Source organism: Pseudomonas sp., assembly GCF_049300855.1.
Classification (GTDB): Bacteria; Pseudomonadota; Gammaproteobacteria; order Pseudomonadales; family Pseudomonadaceae; genus Aquipseudomonas.
Window position 1 is genome coordinate 25,313 of sequence record NZ_JBAQKH010000027.1, and the last position, 12,903, is coordinate 38,215.

Consider the following 12,903-nt stretch of genomic DNA (forward strand, 5'->3'; position numbering starts at 1 on the left):
CGGTTCCCCCCCGAGCCAGACCTGCCTTCAGATGCCCAGCCAAGAGCCCCTGCTGTTACGTCACCATCGTCCTTTCCTTGCGTTTTGGCTGGCGCGGATTTTTACCGCCAGCGGTTTTCAGATGCTCACCGTGGCGATTGGCTGGAACCTCTATCAGTTGACCGGCAACGTCCTTGATCTGGGTCTGGTCGGCCTGGTCGAATTCGCCCCGCGCGTGCTGTTCATGTTGCACACCGGGCATGTCGCCGACCGCTATGACCGGCGCAAAGTCGCGGCGATTTGCCAGTCGTTGCAGGCGTTGATCGCGCTTGCACTGGCGATCGGCAGCGCCACCGACCACGTGACCCGCGAAATGATCTTCATCCTCGCCTTCCTGCTCGGCGCGGCTCGCTCCTTCGAAATGCCCACCACTCAGGCGTTGCTGCCGAGCATCGTCCCCAGCGCGCTATTCCCGCGGGCAGTGGCGGCAGCACAGTCAGCGCAACAGTCTGCGACCATCGTCGCCCCGGCCCTCGGCGGTTTGCTCTATGCGTTCGGCAGTGTCTGGGTGTATGGCCCGACGGTGCTGCTTTATGTCATTGCCTGCACGCTGATGCTCAACCTGCCTGCGCGGCAGACGCCGTTGAACAAAGGCAAAGCCACACTGGATTCGTTGCTCGCAGGGATTCGCTTCATTCGCAGCCGCCCGGACATTCTCGGGGCGATTTCGCTGGATCTGTTCGCGGTACTGCTCGGCGGGGCCACGGCGCTGTTGCCGGTGTTTGCCAAGGACATCCTGCTGACCGGGCCGTGGGGCCTCGGCCTGCTGCGTTCGGCACCGGCAGTTGGCGCGCTGGGGATGTCACTGTTCCTCGCCCGATTTGCCGTGGAGCGCAATGTTGGCCGGGTGATGTTCACGGCGGTCGGCGTATTCGGCGTAGCGACCATCGCCTTCGGCCTGTCCACCTCGTTCTGGTTCTCCCTGGCGGTGCTGGTGGTGCTCGGCGCGGCGGACATGATCAGCATGGTGATCCGCGCCTCTTTCGTACAACTGGAAACCCCGGACGAAATGCGCGGCCGGGTCAGCGCGGTCAATGGCCTGTTCATCGGCGCTTCCAACCAGTTGGGCGAATTCGAATCCGGCGTGACCGCCCACTGGTTCGGCACCGTACCGGCAGTGGTCATGGGCGGCATCGGCACGCTGGTGGTGACGGGAACGTGGATCAAGTTGTTCCCGACGCTGGCTAATCGGGATCGGATGCATGTGCCGGTGGAGGAGGCGAAGGTCTGAAGCCTTCAGACCAACAACTCCCCCGCCACTTTCGCCCGCAAGGCCCTGCCGCCCAGTTGCTCGACCAGTGTCAGGGCAAATTCCAGCGCAGCGCTGGAGCCTTGCGCGGTGACGCAGTTGCCGTCGACCACCACTGATTGATCAACAAATGTACAGCCCGAGAGTTGATGGCTGGCGCTGGGTAAACAGGTCATCCGTCGTTGACGCAGCACACCAGCGGTTTGCAGGGCGACCGCCGGGGATTCGGCGATGGCGGCGAACAGGCGGCCGGCGCTGGCCTGATCCTTGAGCAGTTGTTGCAGCGGTTGATGTGCCGCCAGGTGTTGCGTACCGACGGCGCCGCCGGGCAAGACGATCAGGTCGAAGGTTTGCGCCAACACATCGACCAGCATGCCGTCAGCGGTCAGACGCGTACCGCGGGCGCAGGTCAGCATACGCCGGCCTTCAATACTGGCCGCTACCACTTCGACGCCGGCGCGGCGCAGCACGTCGATCAGGGTCACGCTTTGCAGATCATCGATGCCCTCGGCGAGGGTAATCAGGGCTCTAGAGGTCATGGGCGCTATCCGCTGGGTAATACTTCAAGCGTAGTCAGCTTCACCCGGATCGCGCTGCAACAGCCGTTACTTGATGTAAAGCTGGGTCGACATCGTGTTGCGCGGCGCGTTGATCGACGTATTGCTGAAACTGAAGGTGCCTTCCTGTTTGCCTGCAAGATCGAAGGTATAGAGAGACCCAACGGTGCTGCGGCCAGGGGTGCATTCGGTCAGGTTGCCATTATCGAAAGCACACACAGGGGTCCGGGTGCCATTGACTTCAAAACCGTCCAGGGTAGCGCGCGGCTGATTCTGGCCGTAACCGACCTCCAGCACATAGACCTTGATGCTCGGGCCGTTGTGATTGCATTGGGTCTGCGTCTGCCCGTCGCCGATGTCTTCTAGCCCGCAGGCAGGCGATTGCACCTTGATCACTTTCACTTGCGTCAACTGCGCTGCCGACGCCGCCCAGGCACTCGAGGCTGCGGCCATCAGCAATGCGATTAACCCGAAAGCGTTCATCCAGCCCTTGCTCATACGATCCCCAGCGCAAAAAATTCAGCGCGCAGTATGGCCCAGTTGGCTTCAGCGCAAAACTTCGCCGACGATCGACACCAACAACCGCCATATTCCTCACGCTGCTGGTATGATGCGCGGCTTTTTCCGGCCCACCACAATTTTCCAGGCGCTTGCGACGGTCTGTGCTTTGCTGTTGAGGTCGATACATTCACGGCGCCACGCGCGCCACGGGGAGCAGACATGCTGGAAAGGCTGTTTCAACTCAAGGCACATAACACCAACGTGCGCACCGAGATTCTGGCGGGCATCACGACTTTCTTGGCCATGGCCTACATTCTGTTCGTCAACCCGAGCATTCTCGGCGAGACCGGCATGGACAAGGGTGCTGTGTTCGTCGCCACCTGTCTGGCCGCCGCGATCGGTTCGACCGTCATGGGCCTGATCGCCAACTACCCGATCGCCCTCGCCCCGGGCATGGGCCTGAACGCCTTCTTCACTTACACCGTGGTTCTGCACATGGGCCACACCTGGCAAGTGGCGCTGGGCGCGGTGTTCATTTCGGCGGTGCTGTTCTTCCTGCTGTCGATCTTCCGTATCCGTGAATGGATCATCAACAGCATCCCGCTGCCACTGCGTTCGGCGATTGCCGCCGGTATCGGTCTGTTCCTGGCCCTGATCGCCCTGCACAACGCCGGCATCGTCGTCAGCAACCCGGCGACCATGGTCGGCCTCGGTGACCTGAAACAACCGGCACCGATTCTCGCCACCCTCGGTTTCGCCCTGATCGTTGCCCTCGAAGCGCTGAAAGTGCGCGGCGCGGTGCTGATCGGCATTCTGGCGGTGACCATCGTCTCGATCGCCATGGGCTTCACCCCGTTCGGCGGCGTGACCTCGATGCCTCCTTCGCTGGCCCCGACCTTCCTGCAACTGGACATCAAAGGCGCACTGGACATCGGTCTGGTCAGCGTGATTTTCGCCTTCCTGTTCGTCGACCTGTTCGACAACTCCGGGACCCTGATCGGCGTCGCCAAGCGCGCCGGCCTGATGGGCAAGGACGGCCACATGCCGAAAATGGGTCGCGCATTGATCGCCGACAGCACCGCGGCCATGGCCGGCTCGCTGCTGGGCACTTCGACCACCACCAGTTACATCGAATCCGCAGCCGGCGTCAGTGCCGGCGGCCGTACTGGCCTGACGGCCATCGTCGTGGCGATTCTGTTCCTGCTGGCGCTGTTCTTCTCGCCTCTGGCGGCCAGCGTTCCGGCGTTCGCCACCGCGCCGGCACTGCTGTTCGTCGCCGTGTTGATGACGTCGGGCCTGGCGGAAATAGACTGGGACGACATCACCGTTGCCGCACCAGTCGTGGTGACCGCGCTGGCCATGCCGTTCACTTACTCGATCGCCAACGGCATCGCCTTCGGCTTCATCTCCTGGACCGTGATCAAGCTGCTGTCGGGCCGTGCCCGTGAGCTGAACCCGGCGCTGGTGATTCTGTCGATTCTGTTCGTGATCAAGTTGGGTTGGTTCAACGCATGACATTCGATTCCCAGGCTTACGCCGAGCAACTAGACGCCAAGGTCACGCGTTTGCGTGACCTGCTGGCACCGTTCGATGCCCCACCGCCGACGGTGTTCGACTCGCCGCTGCAGAACTTCCGTCTGCGCGCCGAGTTCCGCCTGTGGCGCGAGGGCGGCGATCGGCATTACGCAATGTTCGCTCAGGACGACAAACGCACGCCGATCCTCATCGAAACGTTCCCGATTGCCAGCCTGCGCATCAATCAGTTGATGCCGCAGTTGAAGGCGGCGTGGCAGGCCAGTTCGGCACTGAGCCACAAGCTGTTTCAGGTTGAATTCCTGACCACGCTGGCCGGCGATGCGATGATCACCCTGTGCTACCACCGTCCACTGGACGAACACTGGCACGCGGCGGCGACCAAACTGGCGGCGGATCTCGGCGTCAGCATCATCGGTCGCTCGAAAGGCAAACGCGAAGTGCTCGGCCTCGATTACGTGGTCGAGAAACTCGACGTCGGCGGTCGCACGTTCAGCTATCGCCAGCCGGAAGGCGCGTTCACCCAGCCTAACGGCACGGTGAACCAGAAGATGCTCAACTGGGCGTACGAAGCGCTGGGCGATCGCACTGACGACTTGCTGGAGCTGTACTGCGGCAACGGCAACTTCACTTTGCCGCTCGCCACCCGCGTGCGCAAAGTGCTGGCCACCGAAATCAGCAAGACTTCGGTCAACGCCGCCTTGAGCAACCTCAGCGAAAACGCTGTGGATAACGTCACGCTGGTGCGTTTGTCCGCCGAAGAGCTCACCGAAGCGCTCAACGAAGTGCGCCCGTTCCGCCGCCTGCAAGGCATCGATCTGAAGAGCTACGAGTTCGGCAGCGTCTTCGTCGACCCGCCACGCGCCGGCATGGACCCGGACACCTGCGAACTGACTCGGCGTTTCGACAACATCCTGTATATCTCCTGCAACCCGGAAACCCTGGCAGCCAACATCGCCCAGTTGCACGACACGCACCGCATTACCCAGTGCGCGTTGTTCGACCAGTTCCCGTGGACGCATCACATGGAATCGGGTGTGTTGCTGACCCGACGCTGATTGCGGGACGCTGAAACGAGAAAGCCGTCGTGATTGACGGCTTTTTTGTGCCTTTACAACGCGGGATCGGCCTTGCGTGGTCGCCCGCCCTTCTTGCCATTCGCTCGAGCAGCTTCGGACTTTGCAGCACTGCTTTGACGACCGTTACGCGATGCAACCACCGACGCAGCCATCTTCATGAGTGACGGGCTCGCTGAAATCATCCCGGCAATGGAAACGTCAAGGTCTTTGCCCTCATGGCAAAGCGCAGTCCCTGCGAATCCGACGGTTAGCCCCTCGTAATCGGCTACATCAAACCCGTCAAACTCTGGATACTGGTTCACCGGAAGCAACACACCGCTGCCATCCTCAAAACGGATGACCAGAGATGATTCTTCAAAGGTTACGGAGACAGCCTGCAAGCTACTCGCTCGGCGTGCCTCCCCTTGCAGGATGGCGGCGTCGATCATCTCCTCCGTCAGGGGACGATGTGTGGATGGCTTAGCCTTGATGACTTTCATAAATCGATTTCCACTCCTTCCAATGCGCCTATCAATGTCAGGAGGGTTTTGCCCTCTTCTGGCAGATAACGCGCCGATCCCACTCTGTATGTCGTGTCAGTGACGAGTTTCATCCCCAGCACTTCGTTTGAATGGCTGTCCCACAATTGATTGTCGAGACAGACAGTTTGCAATCTTGACCACCAGATCCCGCGTGCTCGTCGCAGATGAGCAGGCTGCTCAAGAGATCGACACAAGCCTTCCAGCACGGTTAACGGTGGTCGACGAGAAAGCGGCATGACATCCCAAAGCTCAATATCGTTGTGCCAGAAACTGAACTGTAATCGGGCGCTCCAGCTACCAGCATTCACGTGAACGTGCGGGGGGCAATGCTCATCTCGCAACATGATGACAATCGACAATCCTTTGTAGCTGCACACCTTCATGCTAACCCATCCGTTAGGTTAATAAGTTTCAGGATTCAAGATTCCTTTCAAATCCGACGACTGGTGATCGGCACATGACGTTTCACCGCTTTTCAGGCTAGCGTCGCAACCGGTCATGAGCCGGTGAATCTCCAGTGAAAAACGTAAGCAAAGCTGTCGTCATATCTCGATCAATATTGCTTCTGTGCGATCACCGAACATAAACCGCCACGTCCAATTTTGTTCAATTGACCATGGTAACCATCTAGTACATTTTATCTCCACAGGCTGAAACCCTCGGCCAAAGCCAAAAACAATAAGTGGAGTCACCCCTCATGCCCCCTATCGTTCTGGTGCTCAACGGCCCGAACCTGAACCTGCTCGGCACCCGCGAGCCGGCGACTTACGGTCACGAAACCCTGGCGGACATCTCGGCCCTGTGCGGTCGTGCGGCCGAAGAATTCGGCCTGGCCGTCGAGTTTCGCCAGACCAATCACGAAGGCGAACTGCTCGACTGGATTCACGCCGCCCGTGGCCGTTGCGCCGGGATCGTGATCAATCCGGCGGCGTGGACGCACACTTCGGTGGCGATTCGCGATGCGCTGGTGGCCAGTGAATTACCGGTGATTGAAGTGCACTTGTCCAACGTCCACGCCCGCGAACCGTTTCGTCATCACTCGTTTGTCTCGGCGATTGCCACGGCGGTGATGGCCGGTTTTGGCAGCAATGGCTATCGCCTGGCGCTGGAACATTTCAGTCAGCGGTTGAAGGGGTGAATCACATGTCTCGCGATAACGTAATACTCGCCGGGCTGATCGGCGCTGGCATTCAGGCCTCGCGTACGCCGGCGCTGCATGAACATGAAGGCGATGCGCAGGGCATGCGTTATCTGTATCGATTGATCGATCTCGATCAGTTGCAAATGGACAGCACCGCCCTGCCCGACCTGCTGCTGGCGGCCGAGCGGATGAACTACACCGGGCTGAACATCACCTTCCCATGCAAGCAGGCGATCATCCCGCTGCTCGATGAGTTATCACCGGAAGCCGAAGGCATCGGCGCGGTGAATACCGTGGTGCTGAAGGACGGCAAGCGTGTCGGCCACAACACCGATTGCCTCGGTTTCGCTGAGGGTTTTCGCCGCGGTCTGAAGGACGCTGCCCGTGAGCGTGTGGTCCAGATGGGTGCCGGTGGCGCAGGCGCGGCGGTGGCCCACGCGTTGTTGAGCGAAGGCGTACAGCAACTGAGCATTTTTGATGTCGACAGTGAGCGCGCCGAGAGTCTGGCGAACAACCTCAATCAGCATTTCGGCTTTGCTCGTGCGGTGGCCGGCCGGGACTTGCCGAGCACGCTGAATCAGGCCGACGGTCTGGTCAACACCACGCCGATGGGCATGGCCAAACTGCCGGGCATGCCGGTGCCGGTCGAGTTGCTGCGCAAGGAATTGTGGGTGGCGGAGATTGTGTACTTCCCGCTGGAGACCGAACTGCTGCGCAATGCTCGCGCGCTCGGTTGCCGGACGCTGGACGGCGGCAACATGGCGGTGTTTCAGGCAGTGAAGGCGTTTGAGTTGTTCAGCGGCGTGGTGCCGGATGCGCAGCGCATGCTCGCGCATTTTCAAAGCATGAACGGCTGAAGATCAACCTTGTCCCCTGTGGGAGCGAGCAGGCTCGCTTCCACAGGGACAGCGTCAGGCTTGCAGGTAGCGCAACACCGATTCGCAAATCATCTCGCGATGCCGCTGCTTGATGCTTTCATCCGGCAGATCGATCTGAAAAATCTCGCCAAAGGTGTGCCGGTTCGACACGCGATAGAAGCAGAACGAGCTGATCAGCAGATGCACATCCAGCGCATCAAGCCCGGCACGGAACACACCTTCATCAGCGCCACGCCGCAGAATCTCGCTCAGCGAATCGAGGATGGTGTTATTCATCGCCTTGATCGCATCGGAGCGCTTCACGTATTCGGCGTTGTGGATGTTTTCGATGCTGACGATGCGCACAAAATCGACGTTACGATCATGGTGATCGAAGGTGAACTCGACCAATCGGCGAATCGCCGCCACCGGTGCCAACTCGGCCAGGTGCAGACGGTTTTCAGTGCTGCGGATATCACCGTAAAGCTTCTCCAGCACCTCGACGTACAACTGCTCCTTACTGCCGAAGTAGTAATAGATCATGCGCTTGGAGGTGTGGATACGCTCGGCGATCGCGTCGACGCGGGCACCGGACAAACCCTGCTGGACGAACTCGACGATCGCCTCCTGCAGGATGTTCTCGCGGGTCTTTTCCGGGTTGTTCTTGCGACTCTTGCGCGGCTCTACAGCGGAAGCTTCAGGAGCTGCGGAAAGTTCTGTATTCATCGTCATTGCGGGCTCACGGCCATCACTGCACAGGCGGCGATTATGGGCCGCGCAGCACAGTGAAGGAAGCCGCGCGGCCTGTGTTTAATCCCGCGTTTACGAATTTCCTACAACTTCGCCTGGCGCACGGCGCCACTGCGTGATTTGGCCATCGCCGCCAACCGCACCGCGACATTCGCTGCGCCGTAACCGGCGTAGCCGTTCTTGCGCTGAATGATCTCGAAGAAGAAGCGCCCTTCGAACGGCTCGGTGTAGACGTGAAACAGCTCGCCGCCCTGCGCATCGCGGTCATATAGCACGTTGTAATACGCCAGTTCACTGAGGAATTCGTCGTCGAAATCAAAGCGTGCGGCGAGGTCGTCGTAATAGTTGAGCGGGATATCCAGCAGCGGCACGCCGGCCTCTTTGGCGCGACTGACTTCGGCGAAGATGTCGTCACAATCGAAGGCGATGTGATGCACGCCGGAGCCGCGATAACTCGACAGCGCGTGGGAAATGGCGGTGTTGCGGTTCTCGGAAATGTTCAGCGGCAAGCGAATCGAACTGTCGCGGCTGCGCAGTGCACGGCTCTTCACCAGACCGTAGGGGTCGGGCAGCACCACCTCATCATCGGCCTCGAAATCCAGCAGGCTCTTGTAGAACAGCACCCAACTGTCGAGACTGTCGGCCGGCAACGCCATAGCCATATGATCGATACGCTTGAGACCGCCACGGGCCGGCGCTTCTGCCAGCAGGTTGAAATCGGTGCCGTAGACGTCGGCCTGTTCATCCACCAGATAAATCAGGCTGCCGTCCGGTGCGCGCACCGCCGCCAACTCCAGTTCGTTGGGGCCGACCAGACCGCGATAAGGCTGACCTTTGTAAGCGACGGCACGAGCCAAGGCACTGGCGCTGTCGTTGACTCGCACAGCCGTGGCACACAGTGAAGGGCCGTGGGCTTCAAAAAAGCTGTGAGCAAACGAATACGGTTCGGAGTTGAGGATCAGGTTGATGTCGCCCTGACGCAACAGGCTCACACTCTTGGAACGGTGCTGCCCGGCCTTGACGAACCCCAAGCGCTCCAGCCAGTTCGACAGTTTGGCGCCGAGGCTTTCATCGACGGCAAACTCGAGAAACTCGATGCCGTTGTACTCGCTGGCCTTCGGCGTTTCGAAGAGAATTTCGCGGTTGGCCACAGGTTCAGCTTCCTGCTCCAGACGCTGGCGGGTCTTCTCTTCCAGATACAGCAGCGAACGCAAACCGTCGGCAGCGTTGGCCCGTGGTGGTGCGGCGCGGAAACCGTCGTTGAAGATTTCCAGCGACAGCGGCCCGGTGTAACCACTCTGGATGATTGGCGCGAGGAACCCCGGCAAATCGAACTCGCCCTGGCCTGGGAAGCAACGGAAATGCCGGCTCCACTCCAGCACATCCATGGCCAGAATCGGTGCGTCAGCCATTTGCACGAAGAAGATTTTGTCGCCGGGAATGTCGGCGATGGCACGGGGATCGCCCTTCAACGACAAGGTATGAAAGCTGTCGAGCAATACGCCGAGGCTTGGGTGATCGGCCTGACGCACGATGTCCCAGACCTGTTGATAAGTATTGACGTGGCGGCCCCATGCCAGCGCTTCGTAGCCAATACGCAGGCCGCGCGCGCCCGCGTGTTCAGCCAGCAGGCGCAGATCATCGACCAGGATTTGTTGATCGCCGAGGCTGTCGGCCGAGGCGTTGCTGCAGACCAGCACCAGGTCGGTGCCCAGTTCCTGCATCAGGTCGAACTTGCGCTCGGCGCGCTCAAGATTGCGCGCCAGGCGATCGCGGCGGCAGCCTTCGAAATCGCGGAACGGCTGAAACAGAGTGATGGCGATGCCGAGGTCGGCGCACATCTGTTTAATTTCTCGCGGACTGCCGTCGTAATACAGCAGATCGTTTTCGAAAATCTCCACCCCGTCGAACCCGGCGGCGGCGATGGCTTCGAGTTTTTCCGGCAGGGTGCCGCTCAAGGAAACGGTGGCAATGGAACGCTGCATGTTTCAACTCCCGGACTTCGCCGCTTTTGGCTGGGATGGTTTTTGTAGTGAGGGAAATTATTGGCTGCATCGAACGCGGCAGCAATTTAAAGTGTACTACCCGGTTAGTTTTGCGTGCGATTATCGAACACAATGGCGGTTTGGCGAATTGACGATTTTTCGTCCACTGCCCACCATCGACTGCACATTGAGTCCGGATCTGAACCACCGGTCGCAGCGTGCACAGAAAAAGCACACCAAATAACAAATCCAAAAACGGGTGGAACACATGATTCCTTCACAGACTTCCCGCATGGCTCCGGCCATGAGCACTGCCACGGGTGGCATCGGCGACAAGATCCGCGGCGCCATGGCTGTCGGCAAGACCCGTTGGGGCATGCTGGCGCTGGTGTTTTTCGCCACGACCCTGAACTACATCGACCGCGCCGCCCTCGGCGTCATGCAGCCAATCCTCGCCAAGGAAATGAGCTGGACGGCGATGGATTACGCCAACATCAACTTCTGGTTTCAGGTCGGCTACGCGATCGGTTTCGTCCTGCAGGGACGCTTGATCGACCGGGTCGGCGTCAAGCGCGTGTTCTTCTGCGCCGTGCTGCTCTGGAGCCTGGCCACCGGTGCTCACGGTCTCGCGACGTCGGCCGTCGGTTTCATGGTCTGCCGGTTCATCCTCGGCCTGACGGAAGCGGCGAACTACCCGGCCTGCGTGAAAACCACGCGCCTGTGGTTCCCGGCCGGCGAACGTGCTGTCGCTACCGGCATCTTCAACGCCGGCACCAACGTCGGTGCGATGTTCACGCCGATGCTGCTGCCGCTGGTTCTCCACGTCTGGGGCTGGCAAGCGGCGTTCCTGTGCATGTCGGCACTTGGCGGGATCTGGTTGCTGTTCTGGGGCTTGAAGTATTTCAACCCGGAAGATCATCCGAGCGTTAAACAGTCCGAACTGGACTACATCCAGCAAGAAGTCGAACCGGAACAGGCCCGCGTGCCGTTCTCGAAAATCCTCCGTATGCGCGGCACCTGGGCCTTCGCCCTCGCCTACTCGCTGACCGCGCCGGTGTTCTGGTTCTACCTGTACTGGCTGCCACCGTTCCTCAATCAGCAATACAACCTGGGCATCAACGTCACCCAGATGGGCATTCCGCTGATCATCATCTACGTCACGGCTGACTTCGGCAGCGTCGGTGGCGGCATCTTGTCTTCGTTCCTGATCGGTCGCGGGATGAACTCGATCAAGGCGCGGCTGTTGTCGATGTTCCTGTTTGCCTGCTGCATCATCGGCGTGATCATGGCGGCTGGCTCGGCCAATCTGTGGGTGGCAGTTGCTGCGATCTCTCTGGCCATCGGTGCGCATCAGGCCTGGACCGCGAACATCTGGAGCCTGGTGATGGACTACACGCCCAAACACATGATGAGCACGGTCTTCGGTTTCGGCGGCATGTGCGCGGCGATTGGCGGGATGTTCATGACCCAGATCGTCGGCCACATCCTCACCGTGACCAACAACAATTACACCGTGTTGTTCACCCTGATTCCGGCGATGTATTTCATTGCGCTGACGTGGATGTACTTCATGGCACCGCGCAAGATTCCTACCGTTACTGAATAAACCGGCCACTTGATTGACCCCTTGCTCGCGAACGCGCACTGACAGTCGAAAAAAATGTGACTGACACAGCGCTTTCGCGAGCAAGCTCGCTCCCACAGTTTCTTGTGTTGTCAGCTCAGCGGCGGCTTTGCTGCCACGCTGCCGCCAATCCGCTGCAACAAATCACCGCAATGCCGATCACCGTCAACAGGCTAGGCGTGTGATTGAACAGCAACCAGCCCAACAACCCCGCAAACACGATCTGGCAATAACCGAACGGCGCCAGCAGCGCCGGGGCGGCATGGCGGAACGCCTGGGTCAGAAACAAATGCGCGGTCATCCCGCAACTGCCCAGCGCCAGCATCAGCCCGGCATGGGTCAGCGTCGGCACCTGCCAGAAGAACGGCACCAGCGCACTCATCACCAGCGTATTGCACAGCCCGGCAAAAAAGTTACTGGTGGTCGGGCTGTCGACTTGCGCAAGCTTGCGGGTCAGCAACTGATAGAAGCAGAAAAACAGCGCCGAACAGAACGGCAGCAACACCGCAGGCGTGAACAATTCCCCGCCGGGGTGGACGATGATCAGCACGCCGATAAAGCCGCAAATCACCGCGATCCATTGGCCGCGAGTCACCCGTTCCTTGAGCAGCGGCACCGACAACGCCGTCACCAAAACCGGCGCAAGAAAGTTCACCGCCGTGGCTTCCGCCAGCGGGATATACAGCAGGGCTGTGGTGAAAAACAGGCTGGTGCCGAGCAGGCAAAGTGCTCGAACCAACTGCCATAACGGCTTCTTGGTGCGCAGGACGCGCAGCCCGGACTGCGGCAGAAAAATCCCCGCCATCAGCAGCGTGTGCACCAGGTATCGCGCCCAGACCACCATCACGATCGGATAGAAACCGGACAGGTATTTCGACAGTGCGTCGTGGCTGGAGAACAGGAAGGTTGCCACGACAATCAGCAAGATGCCCTTGAAGGGTTGGTTGACACCGGAGAGCGGGGTGCTGACGGTCATTGGGTTTCCTTGTCGAGCCATAAAAGATCAAGAGCTTCGCAGGCAGGCTCGCCTCCCCCTGTGGGAGCGGGCTTGCCCGCGATAGGTGCGC

At 59.9% G+C, this 12,903-nt stretch carries 14 protein-coding genes; 7 read left to right on the forward strand and 7 right to left on the reverse strand.

Annotated features, from left to right (window positions below; all coding sequences use genetic code 11):
• The first annotated feature begins 31 nt into the window (after window positions 1-31).
• Window positions 32-1,270 (forward strand): MFS transporter, encoded by a 1,239-nt coding sequence (locus tag WA225_RS13015; protein WP_422608234.1) that lies wholly within the window; start codon window positions 32-34, stop codon window positions 1,268-1,270.
• A gap of 5 nt (window positions 1,271-1,275) precedes the next feature.
• Here the strand turns inward: WA225_RS13015 and WA225_RS13020 are convergent, their stop codons facing one another.
• Together WA225_RS13020 and WA225_RS13025 are read right to left on the reverse strand one after the other, a co-directional pair.
• On the reverse strand, window positions 1,276-1,827 hold the full coding sequence (locus WA225_RS13020; RefSeq protein WP_422608235.1) for a DJ-1 family glyoxalase III: 552 nt from the start codon (window positions 1,825-1,827) through the stop codon (window positions 1,276-1,278).
• 66 nt (window positions 1,828-1,893) lie between these two features.
• On the reverse strand, window positions 1,894-2,343 hold the full coding sequence (locus WA225_RS13025; RefSeq protein ID WP_422608236.1) for a DUF4879 domain-containing protein: 450 nt from the start codon (window positions 2,341-2,343) through the stop codon (window positions 1,894-1,896).
• 222 nt (window positions 2,344-2,565) lie between these two features.
• Between WA225_RS13025 and WA225_RS13030 the strand changes: the two genes are divergently transcribed.
• A complete protein-coding gene (locus WA225_RS13030) occupies window positions 2,566-3,861 on the forward strand; it encodes an NCS2 family permease (RefSeq protein ID WP_016986174.1) in 1,296 nt (431 codons plus the stop codon).
• The gene (gene trmA / locus WA225_RS13035; RefSeq protein WP_422608237.1) at window positions 3,858-4,937 is read left to right on the forward strand and encodes a tRNA (uridine(54)-C5)-methyltransferase TrmA; all 1,080 of its coding nucleotides are present in this window, start codon (window positions 3,858-3,860) and stop codon (window positions 4,935-4,937) included. The genes WA225_RS13030 and trmA overlap by 4 nt, the downstream gene beginning before the upstream one ends.
• Before the next feature lie 53 nt (window positions 4,938-4,990).
• Here the strand turns inward: trmA and WA225_RS13040 are convergent, their stop codons facing one another.
• Together WA225_RS13040 and WA225_RS13045 are read right to left on the reverse strand one after the other, a co-directional pair.
• Window positions 4,991-5,437 (reverse strand): DUF2442 domain-containing protein, encoded by a 447-nt coding sequence (locus WA225_RS13040; protein ID WP_422608238.1) that lies wholly within the window; start codon window positions 5,435-5,437, stop codon window positions 4,991-4,993.
• On the reverse strand, window positions 5,434-5,862 hold the full coding sequence (locus WA225_RS13045; RefSeq protein ID WP_422608239.1) for a DUF4160 domain-containing protein: 429 nt from the start codon (window positions 5,860-5,862) through the stop codon (window positions 5,434-5,436). The genes WA225_RS13040 and WA225_RS13045 overlap by 4 nt, the downstream gene beginning before the upstream one ends.
• Window positions 5,863-6,176: 314 nt before the next feature.
• On the opposite strand from WA225_RS13045, the gene aroQ reads away from it, so the two are divergent.
• Together aroQ and WA225_RS13055 are read left to right on the forward strand one after the other, a co-directional pair.
• The gene (gene aroQ / locus WA225_RS13050; RefSeq protein WP_064118766.1) at window positions 6,177-6,617 is read left to right on the forward strand and encodes a type II 3-dehydroquinate dehydratase; all 441 of its coding nucleotides are present in this window, start codon (window positions 6,177-6,179) and stop codon (window positions 6,615-6,617) included.
• A gap of 5 nt (window positions 6,618-6,622) precedes the next feature.
• Window positions 6,623-7,477: a shikimate dehydrogenase gene (locus tag WA225_RS13055; protein WP_422608240.1), complete on the forward strand. Its 855-nt coding sequence runs from the start codon at window positions 6,623-6,625 to the stop codon at window positions 7,475-7,477.
• Between the two features lie 54 nt (window positions 7,478-7,531).
• Here WA225_RS13055 and WA225_RS13060 read toward each other — a convergent pair whose 3' ends face one another.
• On the reverse strand, window positions 7,532-8,209 hold the full coding sequence (locus tag WA225_RS13060) for a TetR family transcriptional regulator (RefSeq protein ID WP_422608241.1): 678 nt from the start codon (window positions 8,207-8,209) through the stop codon (window positions 7,532-7,534).
• A 101-nt stretch (window positions 8,210-8,310) separates the two neighbouring features.
• On the reverse strand, window positions 8,311-10,212 hold the full coding sequence (gene quiC / locus WA225_RS13065; RefSeq protein ID WP_422608242.1) for a 3-dehydroshikimate dehydratase QuiC: 1,902 nt from the start codon (window positions 10,210-10,212) through the stop codon (window positions 8,311-8,313).
• Here quiC and WA225_RS13070 point away from each other — a divergent pair.
• Both WA225_RS13070 and WA225_RS13075 read left to right on the forward strand, forming a co-directional pair.
• Window positions 10,211-10,456: a hypothetical protein gene (locus WA225_RS13070; RefSeq protein WP_422608243.1), complete on the forward strand. Its 246-nt coding sequence runs from the start codon at window positions 10,211-10,213 to the stop codon at window positions 10,454-10,456. The genes quiC and WA225_RS13070 overlap by 2 nt on opposite strands.
• Window positions 10,457-10,480: 24 nt before the next feature.
• A complete protein-coding gene (locus tag WA225_RS13075) occupies window positions 10,481-11,818 on the forward strand; it encodes an MFS transporter (protein WP_099757240.1) in 1,338 nt (445 codons plus the stop codon).
• 115 nt (window positions 11,819-11,933) lie between these two features.
• Here the strand turns inward: WA225_RS13075 and WA225_RS13080 are convergent, their stop codons facing one another.
• Complete coding sequence (locus WA225_RS13080) at window positions 11,934-12,812, reverse strand: DMT family transporter (RefSeq protein ID WP_422608244.1); 879 nt, start codon at window positions 12,810-12,812, stop codon at window positions 11,934-11,936.
• Window positions 12,813-12,903: the final 91 nt, after the last annotated feature.